The organism is Streptomyces sp. AA1529 (genome assembly GCF_000280905.1).
GTDB lineage: Bacteria > Actinomycetota > Actinomycetes > Streptomycetales > Streptomycetaceae > Streptomyces.
On sequence record NZ_ALAP01000052.1, the window covers coordinates 116,137 to 138,575 of the forward strand.

The 22,439-nt window shown below is 73.9% G+C and carries 16 protein-coding genes and 1 tRNA gene; 9 read left to right on the top strand and 8 right to left on the bottom strand.

Translation table 11 applies throughout. The features are described from left to right. Positions 1 to 121 precede the first annotated feature (121 nt). Positions 122 to 1,987, bottom strand: coding sequence for an N-6 DNA methylase (locus A949_RS0115690; protein ID WP_237735834.1), 1,866 nt, complete (start codon positions 1,985 to 1,987; stop codon positions 122 to 124). Between the two features lie 246 nt (positions 1,988 to 2,233). Between A949_RS0115690 and A949_RS0115695 the strand changes: the two genes are divergently transcribed. Next, positions 2,234 to 2,842: a hypothetical protein gene (locus A949_RS0115695; RefSeq protein ID WP_019356971.1), complete on the top strand. Its 609-nt coding sequence runs from the start codon at positions 2,234 to 2,236 to the stop codon at positions 2,840 to 2,842. Between the two features lie 71 nt (positions 2,843 to 2,913). Next, complete coding sequence (locus A949_RS0115700) at positions 2,914 to 3,285, top strand: hypothetical protein (RefSeq protein WP_019356972.1); 372 nt, start codon at positions 2,914 to 2,916, stop codon at positions 3,283 to 3,285. 180 nt (positions 3,286 to 3,465) lie between these two features. Here A949_RS0115700 and mfd read toward each other — a convergent pair whose 3' ends face one another. From mfd to A949_RS0115725, 5 genes are all read right to left on the bottom strand, one after another. Beyond that, entirely contained in the window at positions 3,466 to 7,038 is a 3,573-nt protein-coding gene (gene mfd / locus A949_RS0115705) for a transcription-repair coupling factor (protein WP_019356973.1), read from the bottom strand. A 235-nt stretch (positions 7,039 to 7,273) separates the two neighbouring features. After that, complete coding sequence (locus A949_RS0115710) at positions 7,274 to 8,119, bottom strand: cellulose-binding protein (RefSeq protein ID WP_337463340.1); 846 nt, start codon at positions 8,117 to 8,119, stop codon at positions 7,274 to 7,276. Positions 8,120 to 8,284: 165 nt separating this feature from the next. Then, entirely contained in the window at positions 8,285 to 9,307 is a 1,023-nt protein-coding gene (locus A949_RS0115715; RefSeq protein ID WP_019356975.1) for an LCP family protein, read from the bottom strand. A 614-nt stretch (positions 9,308 to 9,921) separates the two neighbouring features. Continuing rightward, positions 9,922 to 12,387, bottom strand: a complete 2,466-nt coding sequence (locus A949_RS0115720; RefSeq protein ID WP_019356976.1) for an SUKH-4 family immunity protein — start codon at positions 12,385 to 12,387, stop codon at positions 9,922 to 9,924. A gap of 7 nt (positions 12,388 to 12,394) precedes the next feature. Further along, positions 12,395 to 13,408 carry an SMI1/KNR4 family protein gene (locus tag A949_RS0115725; RefSeq protein WP_019356977.1) on the bottom strand — a complete coding sequence of 338 codons (1,014 nt, stop codon included), beginning with the start codon at positions 13,406 to 13,408 and terminating at the stop codon, positions 12,395 to 12,397. A gap of 297 nt (positions 13,409 to 13,705) precedes the next feature. On the opposite strand from A949_RS0115725, the gene A949_RS0115730 reads away from it, so the two are divergent. After that, entirely contained in the window at positions 13,706 to 14,335 is a 630-nt protein-coding gene (locus tag A949_RS0115730; protein ID WP_019356978.1) for a YwqJ-related putative deaminase, read from the top strand. Next, positions 14,332 to 14,889, top strand: coding sequence for an SUKH-3 domain-containing protein (locus tag A949_RS33585; RefSeq protein WP_019356979.1), 558 nt, complete (start codon positions 14,332 to 14,334; stop codon positions 14,887 to 14,889). The genes A949_RS0115730 and A949_RS33585 overlap by 4 nt, the downstream gene beginning before the upstream one ends. A gap of 98 nt (positions 14,890 to 14,987) precedes the next feature. Here A949_RS33585 and A949_RS0115740 read toward each other — a convergent pair whose 3' ends face one another. Further along, positions 14,988 to 16,550 carry a histidine kinase gene (locus tag A949_RS0115740; protein ID WP_037706501.1) on the bottom strand — a complete coding sequence of 521 codons (1,563 nt, stop codon included), beginning with the start codon at positions 16,548 to 16,550 and terminating at the stop codon, positions 14,988 to 14,990. Positions 16,551 to 16,809: 259 nt separating this feature from the next. On the opposite strand from A949_RS0115740, the gene A949_RS0115745 reads away from it, so the two are divergent. From A949_RS0115745 to pth, 5 genes are all read left to right on the top strand, one after another. After that, a tRNA-Gln gene (locus A949_RS0115745) sits at positions 16,810 to 16,881 on the top strand. 249 nt (positions 16,882 to 17,130) lie between these two features. Further along, complete coding sequence (gene glmU / locus A949_RS33590; RefSeq protein WP_078565448.1) at positions 17,131 to 18,657, top strand: bifunctional UDP-N-acetylglucosamine diphosphorylase/glucosamine-1-phosphate N-acetyltransferase GlmU; 1,527 nt, start codon at positions 17,131 to 17,133, stop codon at positions 18,655 to 18,657. A 145-nt stretch (positions 18,658 to 18,802) separates the two neighbouring features. Continuing rightward, positions 18,803 to 19,780, top strand: coding sequence for a ribose-phosphate diphosphokinase (locus A949_RS0115755; RefSeq protein ID WP_019356982.1), 978 nt, complete (start codon positions 18,803 to 18,805; stop codon positions 19,778 to 19,780). Between the two features lie 206 nt (positions 19,781 to 19,986). Further along, positions 19,987 to 20,589 (top strand): 50S ribosomal protein L25/general stress protein Ctc, encoded by a 603-nt coding sequence (locus A949_RS0115760; protein ID WP_019356983.1) that lies wholly within the window; start codon positions 19,987 to 19,989, stop codon positions 20,587 to 20,589. A 155-nt stretch (positions 20,590 to 20,744) separates the two neighbouring features. Next, on the top strand, positions 20,745 to 21,335 hold the full coding sequence (pth, locus tag A949_RS0115765; protein ID WP_019356984.1) for an aminoacyl-tRNA hydrolase: 591 nt from the start codon (positions 20,745 to 20,747) through the stop codon (positions 21,333 to 21,335). 116 nt (positions 21,336 to 21,451) lie between these two features. On the opposite strand, the gene A949_RS38110 is transcribed toward pth, so the two are convergent. Beyond that, positions 21,452 to 22,099 (bottom strand): hypothetical protein, encoded by a 648-nt coding sequence (locus tag A949_RS38110; protein WP_158687589.1) that lies wholly within the window; start codon positions 22,097 to 22,099, stop codon positions 21,452 to 21,454. Positions 22,100 to 22,439 lie beyond the last annotated feature (340 nt).

Here is a 22,439-nt window from a genome sequence, read left to right on the forward strand (position 1 = left end):
CGGCCGGCAGCTCCCGTTCGCGCCGGGGCCGAGGCGGCTGCGCACCGCGGTCCGGCCCGCGGGCGGGCCTGCCGGCCGGCGTTCAGGCAAATTTTCCGGCAGGTGTTCAGGGCGCCGGTGTTCAGGCCGGTGGCACCGTGCCGTCGGCGAGGCCGTCGAACATGCCCTGGACGAACTCCTCGCCCAGCTCGCCCACTCGCCGCAGCGCGGCTTCGAACTCGGCGAGCTGCCGGAAGTGCTCCCCGTACGCCCGCTGCCGCTCCAGGGGCAGCCGGGGCAGCCGGAGCCGGCGCACGTCGATCCGGGAGGAGCTGGAGGCGTAGCTGCTGGCCTGCCGGGTGTTGGCCGTCGAGCGCAGGAACCCGGCGACGAACCAGGCGTCCAGCGCCGCCGGGTCGGGCCGCAGCAGGGACAGCGGCTTGCCCAGCCGGGCCCCGCCCTCCCCCTCGGCGACGACGTAGGCGGCGCCCCGCCCCTGTACGGGGATGACGATGTCGCCCGGCGCCGTGGTGACGGGGTCGGCCGTCGCCAGGTGGACCTCCAGCGCACCGGTGCGGGCGAGTTCGCCGACGGTGGCCTCGGGCAGCGCGGCGGAGCCGGGTGCCGCGGGCCGCCGGTCCGACGGGGCCGGATCGTCGGCGGCGGTGAGTTCGAGGGTCCGGCGCAGGGTGTTTTCCAGCTCCGCGCGGACGGAGGCGAGCGCCGCGGCGTCCGTACCGGTGCCGCTCGGCAGCAGATGGCGGGCCGGACTGAGGTCGACCTCCTCGTCCAGCAGGTCGATCACCGGCAGGGTGGCGCACACCCCGGGCTGTTCGGGGACGCTCTCCCCGGCGTCGTGCGCCCGCCACGCCGCCAGCACGTCGGCGGCCGTGCGCTCCCAGGACGGCGGCTCCGCACCCTCCGTGCGGCCCCCCGCGGCGTCCATCAGCAGCAGCCGGGAAGCGGCGTCCGCGGCACCGTCCGGCTTGCGCAGCACCCACAGGTGGAGGGGCAGGCTGTGCGGTGCGGCGGCGCCCGGCGGCAGGGCGAGGAGCGCGCGCAGCGCACCCTTGCGCAGCAGCGCGGCGCGCACCCGGCGGCCCGTGCGGCGGGCGGCGACCGCGGGCGGCAGCAGCAGCACCGCCGTCCCCCCGGGGCGCAGCCGGGCCAGTGCGTGCTGCACCCAGGCCAGTTCGGATTCGGTGCGGGCGGGCAGCCCGTAGGCCCAGCGGGGGTCGTAGGCGAGTTCGTCGTGGCCCCAGTTGCGCTCGTTGTACGGCGGGTGGCACAGCACGGCGGCCACCAGCGGCGCGTCGGCGGGGGGTTCGGTGCGCAGCGCGTCCTCGGTGCGGACATCGACGGCACAGCGGCCGGCGGCGGCCGTCCGCAGGGTGAGGCGGAGGGCGGCCAGCCGGGCGAGCAGCGGATCGGTCTCCTGGCCGTACAGCGCGACCGGGCCGGGGGACCCGCCGGGGCCGCCCGAGGCGTCCGCCGCACCCGAAGCGGCGGCGGCCAGCAGCTCGGCGGAGCCGCACGCCGGGTCGAGCACCGGCTCGCCCGGCCCGGCGAGACGGGCCATGAGCGCGGCCGTCGGCTCCGGGGTGAGGCTGTACTGGCGGGGGTTGGCTTCGAAGTAGTCGGCGAGGAGCTGTTCGAACGCGACGGCGGGGCCGGTTTCGCGCATCATCCGGTCGAGTGCGCCGCGCGCCTCGGCGACGGGGTCGGTGTTCAGCAGCTCGCGGAGTCCCGCCAAGTGCTCACCGGCGCGTACCAGGGCCGGGCCGTGTCCCTCCGGGGCGCTCTCCAGCCGGCGGCGCACCTGCTCCCGCAGCGGGGCTTCGGCGAGTTTGCCGTGGTCGCGGAGCCAGCTCTCGACGTCGGCGAGGGCGAAGGCCGGGCTGGCCTCGGTGCCGCCGACGGGGCGGGGGAAGTCGGTGTAGCGCCGCCGCCAGTTGCTGACCGCGGCTCTGCCGACGCCGGCGAGCCGGGCGATGGCCGCTGCTGTCACTTCCGCGCCGTCCGACACCGGATTCCTCCCGTTCACTGTTCGGCCGCCCCGTTCACATGCCGCCGCGGGCCGTGGCGGTCCGCACGAGCATACCCATCGAACCGGCAGCCCTCTCCGTTCACGGCGTGAATTTTCGCGAGTAGAGAACTCCATGTTGACTCGGTTCACAAGCGATGCTCTGATTAGTCCACCGGTTCACAGCACGGCGAACCGGTCCGCTCACACTTCTCGACCGGAGGTCGCGTCATGCCCGCACGCGCACTGCCCCGCAGGCACCCGCTGTTCACCGCCGCCGTCACCGCCACGACGGTGCTCGCGCTCGGCGCCCTCGGTGCCTGCTCCCTGGAGGAACCCACCACCGGCAAGTCCCGTGCCGCCAAGGCCACCGGGAAGAGCAAGCACGGGAAAGGGACGGACAAGCAGGCCGGCACCTCGGGCGGCTCCGGCGGCGAGTCCGGTTCGCGCGCCGCGGGCGAATCCGCCGTCTACCGCGACAAGGGCCTCGAAGTGACCGTCGCGGCACCCGCACGGTTCACACCCTCCGCGTACGCGGCGGGCCACAAGTCCGGAAAGCACGCGTACAAGGTGCGCGTGACGCTGGAGAACACCGGCGACGCCAAGATCGACACCGCGCTGGTCACGGTCGGCGCCCGCGAGGGCGAGGACGGCGAGACGACCGCGGGGATCTTCGACGGCGAGACCGTCGGCAACGGCTTCACCGGGCAACTGCTGCCCGGCAAGCGCGCCACCGCCACCTACGGCTTCGACGCGGCACCCGCCGCCAAGACGCTCGACATCGAGGTCAGCGTGAACGACTTCGAGACCGAGCCCGCGCAGTGGAGCCTCTCGCTCTGACCGCGCACCGGCACCCGCCGCGCCGCACCCCACCGACCCATCCGACACCACCGCTCCCAGGGGGGACACCCATGTCGCACGCACACCACGCCTCCGGCCACCCCGCCCCGCCCACCACCGCGCCCCGCAACGGCCTCGGGCTCGCCGCACTCATCCTCGGCCTGGTCGGAGCCCTCTCCGGACTGGTGCCCATCCTCTTCTGGCTCTCCGGCACCCTCGGCCTGATCGGCCTCGTGCTGGGCCTGGTCGGCCGCTCCCGCGCCAAGAAGGGCCTGGCGGACAACGGGAAGACGGCGCTGGCCGGAGTGCTGCTCTCGCTCGCGGCGTTCGCGCTCGGCATCTGGGGGCTGATCACCGTCGTCACCGCGTTCGGCGACGCCGCCGACGAGATCGACAAGGAACTCGACCAGGGCGCCCCGCCCGCGGTGGTGTCGGTCCGCTGACGCCGCCCCCGCGGGACCCCGGCCGCGCAGCCGCACGGGTCGGACGCCGCACCGGGCGAGCGGCGCCCGGCCCTACGGGGCCCCGGTCAGGACCGGGAGACCAGACCCCCGGGGCCTGGTCCCCGGGAGACCTGAATGACGGGCCGGGGCCCGGGGCCCGGGCCAGGCGTCCCCGGACCGTCAGGAGGCCGGCACGGTGGCGAGGAACTCGCCCGCCCAGGCCAGCAGATCCCGGCCCGCGAGGGGCTTGGCGCCGATGGTGCCGGGCTTGGGGCGCGGCACCAGCACCTGCCGGGTGGCCTGCTTGATGACCGAGCCCGGGTAGACCCGCTTGAGCCGCAGCTCCTGCGACTCCCGCAGTTCGACCGGGCCGAACCGCACCTTGTCGCCCTGGAGGGTGATGTCGGTGACGCCCGCCGACCGGGCCAGCATCCGCAGCCCGGCGACGAGCAGCAGGTTCTCCACCGGCTCGGGCAGCGGCCCGTAGCGGTCGGTCAGCTCCTCGCGGACGGCGGCGATGTCCTCCTCGGTGTTCGCCGACGCGATCGCGCGGTACGCCTGCAACCGCAGCCGCTCCCCCGGCGCGTAGTCGTGCGGGACGTGCGCGTCGACCGGCAGCTCGATCTTGACCTCCAGCGGCGCCTCCTCCACCGGGCCCGCCTCCCCGGACTCCAGCGCCGCGCGGTAGTCGGCGACCGCCTCGCCGACCATCCGCACGTACAGGTCGAAGCCGACCCCCGCGATGTGCCCGGACTGCTCACCGCCGAGCAGATTGCCCGCGCCGCGGATCTCCAGGTCCTTCATCGCCACGTACATGCCCGCACCCATCTCGGTGTGCTGGGCGATGGTGGCCAGCCGCTCGTGGGCGGTCTCCGTCAGCGGCTTCTCCGGCGGGTAGAGGAAGTAGGAGTAGCCGCGGTCCCGCCCGCGGCCCACCCGGCCGCGCAACTGGTGCAGCTGGCTGAGGCCGAAGGTGTCGCCGCGTTCGACGATGAGGGTGTTGGCGTTGGAGATGTCGATGCCGTTCTCCACGATGGTGGTGGAGACGAGCACGTCGAACTTCTTCTCCCAGAAGTCGACGACCACCTGTTCCAGCGCCTGTTCGGTCATCTGACCGTGCGCGGTGGCGATCCGGGCCTCCGGGACGATCTGCCGCAGCCGGGCCGCGGCCCGGTCGATGGACTCGACCCGGTTGTGGATGTAGAAGACCTGCCCCTCGCGCAGCAGCTCACGGCGGATCGCCGCACCGATCTGCTTCTCCTCGAACGGGCCGACGAAGGTGAGCACCGGATGCCGCTCCTCCGGCGGCGTGGTGATGGTGGACATCTCGCGGATGCCGGTGACCGCCATCTCCAGGGTGCGCGGGATCGGCGTCGCGGACATCGTCAGCACGTCCACGTTGGCCCGCAGCTTCTTCAGCTGCTCCTTGTGCTCCACACCGAACCGCTGCTCCTCGTCGACGATGACCAGGCCCAGCTCCTTGAACTTCGTCTCCGAGGAGAAGAGCCGGTGGGTGCCGATGACGACGTCGACGGTGCCGTCCCGCAGCCCGTCCAGCGTGGCCCGCGCCTCGGTGTCGGTCTGGAACCGGGAGAGCGCGCGCACGTTGACCGGGAACTGGCCGTAGCGTTCGGAGAACGTGGAGAAATGCTGCTGCACCAGCAGCGTCGTCGGCACCAGGACGGCCACCTGCTTGCCGTCCTGCACCGCCTTGAACGCGGCCCGCACGGCGATCTCCGTCTTGCCGTACCCGACGTCGCCGCAGATCAGCCGGTCCATCGGGACCGACTTCTCCATGTCCTCCTTGACCTCGCCGATGGTGGTGAGCTGATCCGGCGTCTCCGCGTACGGGAACGCGTCCTCCAGCTCCCGCTGCCAGGGCGAGTCCGCGCCGAACGCGTGCCCCGGCGCCGCCATCCGCGCGCTGTAGAGCTTGATCAGATCGGCGGCGATCTCCTTGACGGCCTTCTTGGCCCGCGCCTTGGTCTTCGTCCAGTCGGCGCCGCCCAGCCGGTGCAGGGTGGGCTGCTCGCCGCCGACGTACTTGGTGATCTGCTCCAGCTGGTCGGTCGGCACGAACAGCCGGTCGCCGGGCTGGCCGCGCTTGGCGGGCGCGTACTCCACCAGCAGATATTCGCGGGTGGCGCCCTGCACCGTGCGCTGCACCATCTCGATGTAGCGGCCCACCCCGTGCTGCTCGTGCACGATGAAGTCGCCCGGCTGCAGCGTCAGCGGGTCGATCTGCTTGCGGCGGCGGGCCGGCATCCGGGCGCCGTCCTTGCCCGCGGCCTTCTGCCCGGACAGATCCGTCTCGGTCAGCACCGCCAGCTTCAGCCCCGGGGCGACGAAGCCGTTGTCGAGCGACCCGCACGCCACGGTCACCACCGACGGGGCGGGCACCGGCTCCGCTCCCGCCTGCCGCGCCGGGACGCCCTCCGCGCCCAACACCTCCACGGTGCGGGCCGCCGGGCCGTGCGCCTCGGTGACGTACACGCACTGCCACCCCCGCGACAGCCAGTCCTTGGTGTCGGCGAGCGCCCGGGCGGTGTCCCCGCGGTAGGTCTCCGGCGCGTGCATGCCGAGCTGGAGCACGTCGCCGTCGTCCTCGTCCGCGCCGGTCAGCTCGGTGTCCGCGGCGAACTGGCTGACCGTCCACCACATCATGCCCAGCTCGCGGGCGTGCTCCCGCACCTCGGCGATCCCGCGCAGCGAGGCGGCCCCGACGTCGATGGGGGCCTGCGCACCGTCCCCGTCCCCGGCACCGGCGGTGGCCGCCCAGGACGCCTGCAGGAACTCCTGGCTGGTCGCCACCAGGTCGGCGGCCCGGGTGCGCACCCGCTCCGGATCGCACACCACCGTCATGCTGCCCGCGGGCAGCACGTCCAGCAGCAGCTCCATCTCGTCCACCAGCACCGGCGCCAGCGACTCCATGCCGTCCACCGCGATCCCCTCGGCGATCCTGCCGAGGAGCTCGTGCAGCTCCGGATGGTCCTCGGCCAGCTCGGCCGCCCGCCGCCGCACCTCGGGGGTCAGCAGCAGCTCACGGCACGGCGGAGCCCACAGCCCGTGCTCCGCGATCTCCAGCGAGCGCTGGTCGGCCACCTTGAAGTAGCGGACCTCCTCCACCTCGTCGCCCCAGAACTCCACCCGGAGCGGGTGCTCCTCGGTGGGCGGGAAGACGTCCAGGATGCCGCCGCGGACCGCGAAGTCGCCGCGCTTCTCCACCAGCTCCACGCGCGCGTACGCGGCGGCCGACAGCGCGTCCACGACCTCGTCCAGATCGGCGCTCTGCCCCTGCTTCAGCGCCACGGGCACCAGCTCGCCCAACCCCTTGACCTGGGGTTGCAGCACCGAGCGGATCGGCGCGACGACGACCGAGACCGGCCCGGTGGCCGGATCGTCCGGCTCCGGGTGCGCCAGCCGGCGCAGCACCGCGAGGCGCCGCCCCACCGTGTCCGACCGCGGGCTGAGCCGCTCGTGCGGCAGCGTCTCCCAGGAGGGGTACTCGACCACACCCTCCTCCGGGAGGAGGGAGCGCAACGCGGCCCCCAGATCCTCCGCCTCCCGGCCGGTCGCCGTGACCGCCAGCACCGGCCGCCCGGCGGACCGGGCCAGCGCCGCGACGGCGAAGGGGCGGGCCGCCGCCGGACCGACGAGGTCGACGTGGTGCCGGTTGCCGTCGGCGGCGGCAGCGACAGCCTCCTCCAGCGCGGGGTCCTTGGTGACGGCGTCGAGCAGACCGTGCAGGCTCATGAGGGGTTCGCTTTCGGCTTTCCGTCCGGGGGCGCGGGGTCCTCGTACGCGGCCCTTCCACGGGGCGCGCACGGCGAAGATCCCGGCTCGCAAGCGAACCGGGACACTCCCAGCGTACGCCGCACCGGTGACACCCCCGCGCCGTCGCACCGCTGCCGCACACCGCCGCCCCCGGGCACCCGCCCGTGCGGCAGGAAGCCGGAACGCCCGGCTCCCCGCCCCACCGGGGCGCGGCTCAGTCGGCGGACGGGGCCGACTGCTGCGCCGGAAGCGCGGGGTCGTCCGGGGCCCGGCCGGTCAGCGTCGCGAGCGAGGAACGGACGTGCGCCATGTGCTCCCGCAGCTCCTCGGACCGCTCGGCGTGCTCCCGCAGCACCCGCTCGGTCTCCCGCTCGATGCCCTCCGCCCGCACCCGCGCCTCGGCGACCAGCTCGGCACCCCGCGCCTCCGCGTCCTCCTGCCGGTGCCGCGCCGCCTCCTCGGCCTCGGCATGCTCCCGCCCGGCGTCGGCGAGCGCCCGCTCCCCGCGCTCCTCCAGATCGGCCGCCCACGCCTGGAACTCGGCCTCCTTCTCGGCCAGCTCCCGGTCGAAGGCATCCGCCCGGGCCGCGTGCTCCTTCTCCTGCTCCGTGAGGAGCGCCGCGCACCTGCGGGACATCTCCTGCAGCGCCTCGGACGCGTCCTGGCCGATCTTCTCCGCCTGTGTCCGGGCCTCGGAGCGCAGCTCGTCGGCCCGGTCCTGGGCGGCGTCCAGCGTTCTGGCCGCGGCGGCCTCGGCGTCCGCGCGGCGGCGCGCCGCCGCCTCGCGGGCGGTGTCCCGCACCGAGCGGGCCTCCTCCTCGGCGCGCTCGGTCAGCTGCTGCGCCGCGCTGTCGGCCGCCGCCCTGAGATCGGCCGCCTCCGACTCGGTGGTGGCGAGGATGCCCTGGGCGCGGGCGCCCAGGGCCTCGAAGGTCTGCGGGGGCAGTGCGGCGGCGACACCGCGGAGCCGCTCCGCCTCCTCGGCCAGCTCCTGGGCGAGCTGGGTGAGCTGCGCGGTGCGGTGCCAGGCGGCCTCGCGTTCCGCGTTCAGCTCGGTCACGCGGCCGTCGACCTGTTCGGACCGGTACCCGCGGCCCCGGACAACAGTGAAGCCGTGCGGCGACGACGCACTCATATCGAGCCCCTTATCTCGGCTGTCCCGTCACTCTCTGGCGATCCGACGATCCCGACAGTCACGTACGAGACCGGCCCGGCCCAGGATGCGCTACTTCACCGCGGTTGCCGTAATCGGCACATCCTGTCGCAACTGATGAAAAAGAGAACGTGACCCGGATGGCTCCCACACGACCACGCTTCCGGTGCCAGGCACGCTGAGCCCGGGGTTCGCCACCGGCACGGTCGTCGTCCCCCCGTCGCCCTCCGTCAGCCGCCTGATCTTCCAGCCCATTCGTGTGAGTGACAGGACGGAGCTGCCCTCGTCGACGGTGACCGCCTCCAGCGCCGAACCGAGGAACGGATAGAACCGGAACGGGTTCCCCACCGTGGCCGGCCCCGTACCCTCCCGGACGAGCGCGCTCAGCAGCCGGCGCTGCCGCTTGACCCGTCCCAGGTCCCCCTCCGGGTCGCTGTAGCGCGCCCGTACGTAGGCCAGGGCCTGCCTGCCGTCGAGGTTCCGGCAGCCGGCGGGCAGATCGGCGCCCGCCTTCTCGTCGCGCAGCGGCTTCCCCAGACACACCCGCACCCCGTCGAGCGCGTCGACGACGCGGGTGAACCCGAGGAAGTCGATCTCGGCGTAGTGATCCAGGCGCAGCCCCGTCGCCTGCTCCACGGTGCGGGTGAGCAGCCGCGGACCGCCCCGCGCGTACGCCGAATTGATCTTGTCGCGGCCGTGGCCCGGAACGGGCACGTAGGAATCCCGCGGAATGCTCACCAGATACGGGCCCGCCGCGCCGTAGTGCAGCACCATCACCGTGTCGGTGTTGCGCTGGCCGCCACCGCCCACATGCAGCTCCGCACGCTGCTCGCGGGTGAGGTCGGCCCGGGTGTCGGTGCCGATGATCAGCCAATTGGTGCCCCGGCCGGGCGGCGGACGGCCCGGATAGTCACCCAGCGCCGACGTCTGCCGCACCCGGCCGTCCGCCCACACCCAGGTCCCGGCGAGCCCCGCCGCACAGGCCAGCACCAGCACCAGCAGCACCAGCAGGACGACCCGCCACCAGCGGCGCCGCCCGCGGCCACCGCCGTGCGGGTCACCCGCGCGGTAGAGGGTGCTGCTCTCCCCGTACATGAGCCGAGCGTCCCGCACTCCGCGGGGCGGTGCCCGCCGCGCTGGGCCGACAGAGCGAGCGCCTCCCGCGGGGCGCGCCCGTCGTTCAGGCTGCGCGATTGCGGCTGCCGCCGGTGGGGTGGTGGGTTCCCGGGTGGTGGGGGCACGCCCCCTCTGCTTTCGGCTGCCGCCGACAGGCCGTGTTGGGGGGCTCCGCCCCCCAACGCCCCCCGCTAGGTGGCTTCGCCCCCTAGAACCCCCGGCCGCGAAATGGAGCCGTCCTCAACTCCCGTCAGCGGCGTGCGGCACCGGGCCCTTGGTACCCCCGGTGACAACCCTGCGGGCCGATCCCACAAGAGACGAGCTCGCTTTCCTTCTGACGCGACCCGCAGGGTTGTCACCGGCCGCAACCCGGGGCGGAGGCACCTCGCCGGGTGCCCGGAGCCGGACGGTGCAACAGGTGCGGATGGGGGTCCTAGGGGGCGGAGCCCACTAGCGGGGGGCCGTCGGGGGGCGGAGCCCCCCGACACGACCCCTCGGCGGCAGCCGGAAAACGAAGGGGGCGTGCCCCCACCACACGGCACCCCCCACCGGCGGCAGCCGAAACGCGAGGGCACCATCACGGCGGCGGCCGGTCAGAAGAGGCCGTCCCACATCTGCTCCAGCAGCACGGACCACCAGTTCTCCGGGGAGGCGAGTGCCGCGGCGTCCAGGGCGGCGAGCTGGGCCTGGAAGTCGACCGTCCAGCGCCCGGCCTGGTCCGGCGTCAACCCGAACCGCAGCCGCCACATCCGCCCCAGCATGGCCATGCACCGGACGAACTCCGGCAGGCCCGTGTTCACGAACTGCGGAGGCGCGGGCTGCCCGCCGGGCCCCGCCTCCAGCGGCACGGCCACGATGTTCGCCGAGCCGTACTGCACACACAGCTGCCGCCCGAAGTCGGTCCCCATCACCAGGTACGAGCCCGCGTCGGAGGCCGGCTGCACCCCGCGCTCCTGGGCCAGCTCGGCCAGCGTCGGCACCGGGCGGCCGGGCTGGGCCTGGCCCCAGAAGAACGGGCCCATGTCGATGGGCACGCCCGCCCACACCAGGGTCTGCGCCACGATGTCGGGCACGCCCTGCCGGGAGACGGCCCGCTGGTCGAAGCGGAAGACGCCCTGGGGTCCGAACGCCTGCATGAGTTCCTGCCCGATGGCGTCGGGCGGGATGGGCGGCGCGGGCGGGATCTGGCCGGGCGGCGGCAGCGGTACCCGCTGCGGAGCGGGCCGCGCGGGCCCGTCGGCGACCTGGTGCAGCTCGCCCTGGTGCTCGACGAGGTGCCGCATGCCCTGCTGCCGTGAGGCGTGGTCGGTGCCGTAGGACGCGGTGTGGCTGATCCGCACCTGCGGCCAGGTCTCGCGGACCATGCGCGCGCAGTAGCCGCCGGGCAGGTCGCAGGACTCCAGTTCGGTATGGAGCTCGACGACCTGCTGCGGGGGCACGTTCATGGCCCGCAGCTCGTGCAGCAGTTGCCACTCCGGGTGCGGGGTCCCCGGCGCGGAGCGGCGGATGAGCTGCTGCTCGGAGCCGTCGGGCGCGCGGTAGCGGAGCACGGCCATGTAGCCGGGTCCGACCGTGGGCGTGCCCGGCTGCGGCTGCGGAGCGCCGGGCGGCGGTCCGCCGGGGACGGGCCCCATGGCGGGAGCGCCGGGAGGCGCGCCGGGGGCCGGTGCACCGGGCGGGCCGGGCGGTACGGGGCCGCCGGGGGCGGGACCGGCGAGCATCGTCGCCGCCTGGTGCACGCCACCGCCCGGGCCGCCGCCGGGCGGCGGCGTCGCCGGATCACCCGGCGTGTCCACCCTCGGCTGCTGCCCGCTCTGGCCGATCTGCTCGGCCAGCGCGTCGGACGACACCATCTGGGTGGGCACATAGCCGCCGCCGGGGCCGCCCGGAGGACCGGGCGGGGAGGGCGGCGGCGGAGTCGCGGGGCCGCCGGAGCGGCCGCCGGGAGCGCCCGGAGCGCCGGGCGGCGGGGGCACCGACGGGCCCGTGCCGCGTGACTGCTTGCCGGGGACGGCGCCCTGCGGGGCGCGGCTCGTGGCGGCGTCCGCGATGTCGTCGGCTCCGGACGCGTCGGGAGCGCCGGGCATCGGGAGGCCGCCCTGGGAGGGGTCGGCCAGCATGGTCGCGGCGTGGTGCACACCGCCGGTGCCACCACCGCCGGTGCCGCTGTCGGCACCCGCGTCGTTCCCGGCGCCGTCGGGCGCACCGCCGTGCGGGGCCTGGTCCGGGTACGGGGCCGCCGGAGCCTGCGCCGGTTCCGGCGGCCGGTGCCCGCCCGGCGCCGGGTGCCGGTCGGCGGGCCCGTGTCCGGGCTGCGGGCCGTGTCCGGGCTGCGGGCCGTGCGGGTCCTCCAGCGCGGGGGACACCGTGGTCCGGGGCAGCGCGCTGCCCTCCGGCAGCAGCGCGGTACGCGCCTCCGAGCCGGACGGCGGCGGCGGGGTGTCCTCCTCGTCACCGCCCGTCAGCGGCGGCGCGAACACGGTCGCCGGCGGCGCCTGCGCCTCGCCGCTGCCCGCACCGCCGGTGTCGGCGCCGTCCCAGGGGCTGGGCCCGGAGGGGGCGCCGCCCGAGGTGTCGCCGGTGAAGGCGGGTGCGGCGGGCGGCGGGGTGTGCGGCACGCCGGGTCCCGGAGTCCCCTGCGCAGGAGTACCGCCCGTGTGCACGGGGGTGCCGTCGGAGCGCCGGTCGGGGATGCCCATCTTGTCGGCCGCCTGCTGGAGCCATTCGGGAGGCGTCAGCAGGAAGGAGGTCGCCTCGAGGTCGAGCCGCTGCTGCGGGGGCGCGGCCGGGGCGGCCGGCTCCTCGCCGTACTCCTCCTCGTAGCGGCGGATGACCTCGCCCACCGGCAGCGCGGGCCACAGCGTGGTCTCCCCGCTGTCGCGGGCGATGACCAGCCGGACGTCGCCGCTGTCCGAGGCCGGTGCTCCCGCGCGGTCCTCGGCCCAGGCGACGAAGCCCAGGTCGAACTCGCGGACCCGCACCTCGCGCTGCTCGTAGGCGGGTACCTCCCCGTTGACCCAGCGCTCGGCGCGCTCCTGGGCTTGCGCCAAGGTCACCATCGCGCTCTCACCTCTCCACAGGGACGGCGCGGGCGAAGCCGCCGTCCACCATCAGGTTGGCCACCGTCTCCAACTCCGGCGGGTTGCCCGCCAGCCGCAGCAGGAACTCGTCGAAGTCCGCGCCGCACGGCCGCAGCAGCCGCTCCACCCGCTCCTGGACCTGCAGACCGTCGGCGTCCCGGGCGTCGTCATAGGCGCAGAACCACACCGAACCGGGTGCCTCGCCCCTGGCCTTCACCGCGACCAGGCCGCCCTGCACGAACCCCACCCCCAGGTAGTCCTTGGTGAGATGGTCGCGCAGGCACTTGTTGACGTAGACGAGGTCGTTGACGGCGGCGTCGTCGCGCACCGTGAGGAACGGCTGGTCCACCAGCAGCCCCAGCTCCGCGTCGAGCGCGACGCCCTGCGGTGCGCAGCCGCCCGCCACCTTCAGGAACGTGCGATAGGCGCCGGGCAGCCGGTAGCCCAGCCGCTCCTCGACGTCCGCGACCTGCCGCTCGGTCACCGCCGGTTCGGCGCCGTGCGGGACGGCGAAGTGTGCGGGCCGGGTCTCCTGGAGGGGGCGGGTACCGGTCTTGGCGTGGTCGACGGCGGCCGTCGCCAGCCCGCCGTGGTGCCGCAGCAGCGCCTTGACCTCGACGGGGACGAGCTCCATCCGGCGGCTGTGCGGTACGTGGTGCCACGTCCAGCCGTGCGGGGTCGCGACGGAGGGCAGGTCCGCCCAGAGTTCGTGCTGCTCGCCGTGCAGCGCGGCATTGGCCGACACGTAGTCCGTCAGCCGCAGTTCGTCGCCGCCGAAGCCCTCCGGGGGCTCGGCGATCTCCGCCGCCGCACGCGCGTACGGGGAGAAATCCGGAAATCCGTCGTGGTCGACGCGCACCCCCTGGGGGTAGCGGGCCGCTCTGACCGGATCCGGGAAGTACACGACCTGCCCGGCGTACGCCCGGTTCGGCGGTGCGGCGGCGTTCCCCTGGCCCTCGGGGCCGGTAGGCGCCCCCGCCCCGAGCCGACCTGTCGTCATCGCGTTGGCTCTCCCTGCTGCTTCCGACTGGTACCGAACAGCCTATGCGGTACGCCGCCGGGCAGACACCGCCCCCTGCGGGCCCCGGCGGACGGCGGCGGACCGGCCTCACCGGACGCGCTCCCCCGTCGCACCCCGCACACCGCCCGGGTACGTCGGTCCCGGCCGACCCTCCTTCACACCGTCGCCACCACCGGCACAATTCCATGACATCGCCGCGGAATGATCGACTCATCCGCCACACTGCATACTTGGGCGAGCCCCGGCACAGAGGGGACACTCTGGGAGGAAGCTCCATTGCACACGGCACCACAGGCGCACACACCGCGGCAGCCGGAAGCGCCGCAGGCGCAGCACGGCCCGTACAGCGGCGGCGACCCGCGGATCGGCTGGATAGCCGCTGTCGACTCCCTCAGCGCCACCGCACCGGTCCTGCTCCAGCGCCGTGACGGCATCCTGCCCGCCGTCGCCGCCGCACTGTCGATCCGGGGCGAGACCCTCACCTGCACCGGCAGCAAGGGAGAACGCGCGCCCGCGCACCATCCGCTCGTGCAGGACTTCCTCGACACCCTCACCACCGAGCGGCGCTCCCGCCAGACCGGCCGCTGCCCCGAGGCGGTCCTGGTGTCGCGCTATCTGACCGCCGCCGAGGCGGCCCGCGCGGACAAGCGCCGCCGCCCCGCCAAGAGCAGCCGGACCGGCAGGGGCACCGGCGGCAAGGGCTCCCGCATGTCCAAGGCGCCCAAGCCGCTCACCCTGGGCGAAGCCAAACGCGCCCTCAAGCAGGCCAAGCTCACCGCCCGCCGCATCCGCGAGGACGGCGACCCGCTGCACGGCAGCTACGCGCCGCCCTGCCGGTCCTGCGGGGCACTGCTGGCCCACTTCGGGGTGCGGGCCGTCGACCCGGCGCGGGAGAACGCGCAGTGACCACGCGTTTCCCCGTCGCCGTCGACGATCCGCTGCGCACCGCCGGGTGGCAGCCGGGCCGGTGGGACATCCGGCAGGCCGAGCAGTGGGCGGACGCGCTGCGCGGCCACGTCTCGCCCGGCGGCCACCGGCACGCGGTCTTCCCGGCGGCCGTCGAGGTGTGGGCCGAGTTCGGCACCCTCCGCATCACCCCCACCGGTCCCGGCCGCCATCTCGCGCCGTCCCCGGTGCACATCGACCCGCTCCCCGGACTGCACGCGGCACGCACCTTCAACGACCTGGGCCGGGCGCTGGGCACCCAGGTCTGTCCGATCGGCACCGAGGGCGAGGACGAGGCGCTGCTGGCCATCGACGCCGAGCGCCGCGTCTACAGCATCGACGCGACCGGCGACTGGTATCTGGGCGCCGACTTCGACGCCGCGCTCTCGGCGCTGCTGATGGGGCTGGTGCCGGCCAGGCTGAGCGCGGGCCCGCCTCCGGTCGTCCCCCCGCCGGAGAGCACCGGGCCGGAGAGCACCGGGCCGGACGGGCTCACGGACTCCCGTACGGGATGACGGCGCGTGGGCCGGAGCACACGTGGCCGCTCACGGGCACCGGCACGGGACGACCGCGTACGGGACGACCGCGTACCGGCGGTGGTGCGGGCAGCCGCTCAGGAACCCGCGTACGGGATGATCGCCGAGACCCGGAAGCCGCCCGCGTCCGTCGGCCCGGAGACGAACCCGCCGCCGAGCGCGGTCACCCGCTCCCGCATCCCCACCAGGCCGTTGCCGCCGCTGGGCAGCCCCGCGTCGGCCGCACCGTCGGCGGCCGGGTCGTTCTCGACCTGCAGCGCGACCTCCGCCACGCGGTGCGCGACCCGCACCCTGGTCGCGGCTCCGGCCGCATGCTTGTGCACGTTGGTCAGCGCCTCCTGCACCACCCGGTACGCGGTCTGCTGGACCGGCGGCGGGCAGGCTCCGTCGGGGCTGCCCTCGACGCTGAGTTCCACGGCCATCCCGGCGGCGCGCGACTGGCCGACCAGCGAGTCGAGATGGGCCAGCGAGGGCGGACCGGAGTGCGGGACTCCGCTCTCCGGGCGCGGCGCACCGGCGACCTGCCCCGCGCCCCGCGTCGTCGCCGTCCCGGCGTCCGCGCCGCGCTCCGCGCTCCCGGCGGCCGGCTGTCCCGCCGCCTGTCCGGCGACCGCGGACACGAACTCGGCCAGCCGCGAAGGCGCCTCGGCCGCTGCGGCTCCGGACGCGCCGGCCGGGGGCGCGGGGCCGTGCCCGGGAGCGGCGGGGGCGTCCTGCGCGGCGGCCGGGCCGGGCGCGGCCCCGGAGACGGCGGCGGCGCCGGACGGAGCGGGACCGGCGGCCCCGGCGGGTTCGGACCGCCCGCTGCGCTCCGGTCTCTCCGACTCACCGGAGCGCAGCACGCCCAGCATGGTGCGCAGTTCGTCGAGGGCCTGCCGGCCCATGTCGCCCACCAGTGCGGCGTTCTTCGCCGCCTTGTCCGGGTCCTTGAGCGCCACCGCCTGCAACGCCGCCGCGTGCACCACCATCAGGCTCACCCGGTGGGCGACCACGTCGTGCATCTCCCGGGCGATCCGGGTGCGCTCCTCGTTCCGTGCCCATTCGGCGCGCTCCTCCGCCCGGTCCGCCAGCAGCGAGAGCTCGCGCTCCAGGCCGTCGGCGCGCTCGCGCAGCGACTCCACGAGCCGCCGCCGCGCTCCGACGTACAGTCCGAGCAGCACGGGCGGCGCCGTCACCCCGACCGACATGAGGATCGAGACGAGCGGGACGAACCAGCCCTGGGGGTTGAAGTCGGGGTCCTGCCCGATGTTCTGGTCGAGCCGGTAGGCGGTCATCACCAGCATCCCGGCGGCGGCCATCCCGGCCAGCAGCCCGGTGATCCGGCGCGGCACGTCGGTGGCGGCGAGCGTGTAGAGACCGACGACCCCGAGGAAGGTGCCCATCTCCGCCGGTATGACGGCGATGGCGACCAACACGACCGCTATCGGCCAGCGGCGGCGCAGCACCAGCGTGGCCCCCGCGACGGCCCCCAGGAGCACCGCGAGAGCCCCCGGGATACCCGTCTCCCGGGCGAAGCCCTGCCCCTGCAGCGCGCACTCCGCGGCGGAGGCCGCGGCCAGGGCGATGTCGAGCACCGCACTCCGTGGTTTCTCCCACCACCACGGCCCGCCCCGCGTACGGTTTTCCCCCGTCTCGGTCATACCGACCACCCTACGACCGCCCCCCGCCGCCTTGCCCCGCCGATCCCCGGAACACCCCATTCCGGTCATCTGTCCGTGCCCGGACGGTTTCGTGAACGACTCAGCAGCGGCCCGGCGGCCCCGCGGGCCGCACCGGCGGCCCGGCGGAGGGTCCGCGGATCGCGACCGCCGCACCCCCCGCGGACCGCGAATCCGGCGGACGGACGGGCGTGAACCCACCGGACGAACGAGGTCGCGTCAGGTACGCTCTGAGCCACCTTCCCCCGTGGTGTAACGGGCAGCACCCTGGATTTTGGATCCAGTAGTCAAGGTTCAAATCCTTGCGGGGGAGCCCACGACGCACACGGCCCGGTGGCCCGTCGTCACCGCGCGGACGATCCGGTCACCAACACCACGGGACGCACGACCCGGTCGGCACCGACGCACGATCGGTCGGCACGGACGCACGACCCGGTCGGCACGGCGTACACGGTCCGGGCCGGCCCTCTTCCGCCGCCCGAGGGCCCGGCCCTCCCGGCACACGGCGAACCCCCCGGTATCCTGCGGGATGCACCCACCCCCGAAGCCGAAGGGCACACCCGTGAGCGTCACTCGCCCGGCAGCCGTCGTCGTTCTCGCAGCGGGTGAGGGCACCCGCATGAAGTCGGCGACCCCCAAGGTCCTGCACGAGATCTGCGGCCGCTCCCTGGTCGGCCATGTGGTGAGCGCCGCGCGGGCGCTGGATCCGGAACAGTTGGTCGTGGTCGTCGGGCACGCGCGCGAGCAGGTCACCGCGCACCTGTCGCGGCTGGACGCCGAGGCCCGCACCGCCGTGCAGCACGAGCAGAACGGCACCGGGCACGCCGTCCGGATGGCGCTGGCCGAGCTGGACGACGGGGGGCCCGCCGGGACGGTCCTGGTGACCTGCGGCGACACCCCACTGCTGACCGGCGGGACACTGCAGCAGCTGGCGGACACCCACGTCGCCGACGGCAACGCCGTCACCGTGCTGACCGCGGAGGTCCCGGACGCGACCGGCTACGGCCGCATCGTGCGCGAGAGCGGCGGCGGGGCGGTCACCGGGATCGTGGAACACAAGGACGCGACCGAGGAGCAGCGCACCGTCCGGGAGATCAACTCGGGGGTGTTCGCGTTCGACGGCCGGCTGCTGGCGCAGGCGCTGGCGCAGGTCAGCACGGACAACAGCCAGGGCGAGGAGTACCTGACGGACGTGCTCGGCATCCTGCGGGAGGCCGGCCACCGGGTGGGCGCCGCGGTGGCGGGCGACCACCGGGAGATCGCGGGCATCAACAACCGCGTGCAGCTCTCCGAGGCCCGCCGGATGCTCAACGGCCGGCTGCTGGAGGACGCCATGCTGGCCGGAGTCACGGTCGTCGACCCGGCCACCACGTGGATGGACGTCGACGTGACCTACGAGCCGGACGCCACGGTCCACCCCGGCACCCAGCTGCTCGGCGGCACGCACCTGGGCCCGGCCAGCGAGGTGGGGCCGAACACGCGCCTGACCGACACCCGGGTGGGCGCGGGGGCCACGGTCAGCAACACCGTCGCGCAGGGCGCGGAGATCGGGGAGCGGTGCGCGGTCGGCCCCTACACCTATCTGCGGCCCGGCACCCGGCTGGGCCCGAAGGTGAAGGCGGGCAGCTACGTCGAGATGAAGAACGCCGAAGTCGGGGAGGGCAGCAAGGTGCCGCACCTCTCCTACGTGGGCGACGCGGTGATCGGGGAGCACAGCAACATCGGCGCGGCGAGCGTCTTCGTGAACTACGACGGTGAGAGCAAACACACCACGACGGTCGGCTCGCACTGCCGGATGGGGGCGGACAACATGTATGTGGCTCCTGTCACGATCGGGGACGGCGCCTACAGCGCCGCGGGCTCCGTGATCACCAAGGATGTGCCGCCCGGCTCGCTGGCCGTGGCGCGCGGCCAGCAGCGCAACATCGAGGGCTGGGTGGCCCGCAAACGGCCGGGCAGCGCTTCGGCGCAGGCGGCGCAGGAGGTGGCGCAGGAGCCCGCCGGTCCGCCCTCGCGAGCCCCCGAGACGGCCGGGAACGCCCGTTCCGCGAACGGTGCGAGCGGGCAGGTTCGCGCAGAAGAGGGTTAAGACCGGGTATCCGGTCGTATGACGGGGGGCGTACGGTTATGGAGGCCTGATGGGCCACGCGGCTGAAAACCGACGCCGCCCTCCGCCAACCGACGCCGCCCCCCACCGAGCCGCCGTGCGGCGCACACACAGGGAGACAACAGCAGTGACCGGGATCAAGACGACCGGCGAGAAGAAGCTCATGCTCTTCTCCGGCCGCGCCCACCCCGAACTCGCCGAGGAAGTCGCCAAGCAGCTCGGTATCGGCGTGGTCCCGACCAAGGCTTTCGACTTCGCGAACGGCGAGATCTACGTTCGCTTCCAGGAGTCGGCGCGCGGCGCCGACTGCTTCCTGGTCCAGAGCCACACCACGCCGATCAACAAGTGGATCATGGAACAGCTCATCATGATCGACGCGTTGAAGCGGGCGTCGGCGCGGAGCATCACGGTGATCGTCCCGTTCTACGGGTACGCCCGGCAGGACAAGAAGCACCGCGGACGCGAGCCGATCTCGGCCCGGCTGATGGCGGACATGTTCCGCACCGCGGGCGCGGACCGCATCCTCACCGTCGACCTGCACACCGACCAGATCCAGGGCTTCTTCGACGGACCGGTCGACCACCTGTTCGCGCTGCCGCTGCTGGCGGACTACGTGGCGGCCAGGACCGACCGCGACAAGCTCACCGTCGTCTCGCCCGACGCGGGCCGCGTCCGGGTCGCCGACCGCTGGGCCGACCGGCTCGGCGCCCCGCTGGCCATCGTCCACAAGCGCCGCGACCCGGACGTGGCGAACCAGGTGACCGTGCACGAGGTCGTCGGCGACGTGAAGGACCGGGTCTGCGTCCTCGTCGACGACATGATCGACACCGGCGGCACCATCTGCGCGGCCGCCGACGCGCTGTTCGCCAACGGCGCCGAGGACGTCATCGTCACGGCCACCCACGGCGTGCTCTCCGGACCGGCCGCCGACCGGCTCAAGAACTCCAAGGTCAGCGAGTTCATCTTCACCAACACGCTGCCCACCCCGAGCGAGCTCGAACTCGACAAGATCACGGTGCTGTCGATGGCACCGACGATCGCCCGCGCCGTGCGCGAGGTGTTCGAGGACGGCTCGGTGACCAGCCTCTTCGACGAGCAGGCATAGCCGCCCGGCCCTCCCGGGCCCGCTCCGCTGATCGATTTCCGGCCGGCCTCCCGCACCGCGTAGACTCCACGAGTCGCTCGGCGAGGGAGGCCGGTCCGCTTCATGGGGATCGGATACTCCGTTATCGACGCGCGCTCTTCGTAGCAGGTCCGTCGGGACCGAGTGGCACCGCAGACATCCGTACCACCGCTTACGAGGAGCGCAGCATGGCTGACGTCAACATCGACGCGACCGTCCGCAACGAGTTCGGCAAGGGCTCCGCCCGCCGGCTCCGCCGCGAGGAGCGGGTCCCGGCCGTGATCTACGGCCACGGCGCCGAGCCCGTCCACGTGGCCCTGCCCAGCTACGACATGATGATGGCGCTCAAGACCCCGAACGTCCTGATCAACCTGGACATCGAGGGCAAGAAGCAGCTCGTCATCCCGAAGGCCGTCCAGCGCGAGGCCATCCGCCAGTTCCTCGTCCACGTCGACCTGCTGGTCGTCAAGAAGGGCGAAAAGGTCCAGGTCGAGGTCCCGATCCACATCGAGGGCGAACTGGCCCCGGGCCAGAACCTGATCGAGCACGTGTACAACACGCTGCCGGTCGAGGCCGAGGCCACCCACATCCCGGAGTCGGTCACCGTCTCCGTCGAGGGCATGGACGTCGGCGACCAGGTCCTGGCGAAGGACATCAAGCTGCCGGGCAACACCACGCTGGCCATCGAGGGCGACGAGACCGTCATCTCGATCCTCGCCGCCCAGGCCGAGGAGCCCGCCGCCGAGGGCGAGGAAGGCGCGGGCGAGGAAGGCGCGGCGAGCGCCGAGTAAGCTCCCGCTTCCCACCGCCCCGCGACCCCGCGGGGCCCCGCATCCAGCGGGTCGGTGCGGGTGGGACGCGGCTGCCGGGCCGCGTCCCACCCGCACCACCGGGCTCCCGGGCCCCACCGGTGCCCGGCGGAAACCCCACGACCGGAGGACCACGTATGCCGGCCACCACCCCGTGGCTCATCGCCGGACTCGGCAACCCGGGCCCCGACTACTCGGGCAACCGCCACAACGTGGGCTTCATGGTCGCCGACCTCCTCGCCGGCCGGACCGGCGGCAGATTCAAGTCGCACAAGGCGGGCCGCGCCCAGGTACTCGAAGGCCGCATCGGCATCCCCGGCACCACCAGCACCCGTGTGGTGCTCGCCAAACCGATGTCGTACATGAATGTCTCCGGCGGACCCGTCAAGGCGCTGCTGGACTTCTACGGCATCGGGACCGACCGGCTGCTCGTCGTCCACGACGAACTCGACATCGACTACGGCACCCTCCGCCTCAAGTTCGGCGGCGGCGACAACGGCCACAACGGCCTCAAGTCCCTCACCAAACTGCTGGGCCGCGACTACTACCGCGTCCGCTTCGGCGTCGGCCGGCCCCCGGGCCGGATGCAGGTCGCCGACTACGTCCTGAAGGACTTCTCCAGCACGGAACGCAAAGAGCTGGACTACTTCGTCGACCGCGCCGCGGACGCCTGCGAGAGCCTGATCACCGACGGCCTGGAACGCGCCCAGAGCACCTACAACACCTGACCCCACAGGCCCGCGCTCTCCGCCCCGCGGGCCATCTTCCGGCGGCCCGGCTCCTCGGCGGGCCCGGCCTCTTCCGCGGGCCTGGCATTGTCGCGCCACCCGCCCCCGGACGGGGCTCAGCCGCGGTTGACGGCCTGGATCTCCTTGACGGTGACAGCGACCTCCCCGACGGACTCCCCGTCGGGCATGGCGTGCCGCGGCGTCCCATCCGGGCCAGGGCCCTCGGACCAGAAGACGCGCCACGTCAGAGCCGCCCTCAGGGTGTGCCGCGTTCCCTCGGCGGTGACCCGCCGATAGACGATGTTGCACTCGGCATCCTCGGTGTTCACCGAGTACCCTCCACCGGCGTCCTTGACCAGGTCGTACGTACAGGACGCCGGATCCGCGTCCGTCGTGCCCGCGGCCAGCCGCAGCCGCACGGGCTCAGCGACCGTCGTCGCCGCCAGTTCCCGTCCCGCCTGGTCGATGGCGGCGGTCACCCAGACTCGGCCCAACGTCCTGGCGAAACGGACATGGGTGGCGAGATTCACCACCTGCCGACCGGCCTTTGGGGACAGCGTCAGCGGCGGAGCGGGCAGTCTGGCTTTCTGATAAGCGAGCCCGGCGAGGATTTCGGCATTGAGGACGGGGGCGTCGGCGGGCGCCGGGTGACCGGGCCCGATGAAGACGAACCCGTCCTGGTCAAGGCACTCCTCAGGAGTGCCGCTGGTGGTGTCCGTGTTGTACCGCATGACATACCACTCGCCCTTGTCCCCGATATGCATGTCCGGGTACCTCGCCCGCACGCCACCCTGCCCGTTCGCTCCCTCCCCGTGCCGGACGTCCACCTTGGTGGCATACGCGGAGAACTCCTCCGGCGAGTACCGCGGTTCGTACCAGCAGGCCGGCGGCTCCCAATCCGCCCCCTGAACAGCAGTCATCGCAGCCCCACCGGAGGACGGCGCGCGATGGACGGAGAACTGCACGCGGGAGGCGATACCGTCGGGCTTGCCTTCGCTCGAGGGCTGCTCCGGCTCAGTCACGCCGCCCCATCCGCCGCCGTCCCCCGCCGACGCCGTGGACGCAGAGCACAAGAGCAGCGTCGCGACGAACACTGCCGACATC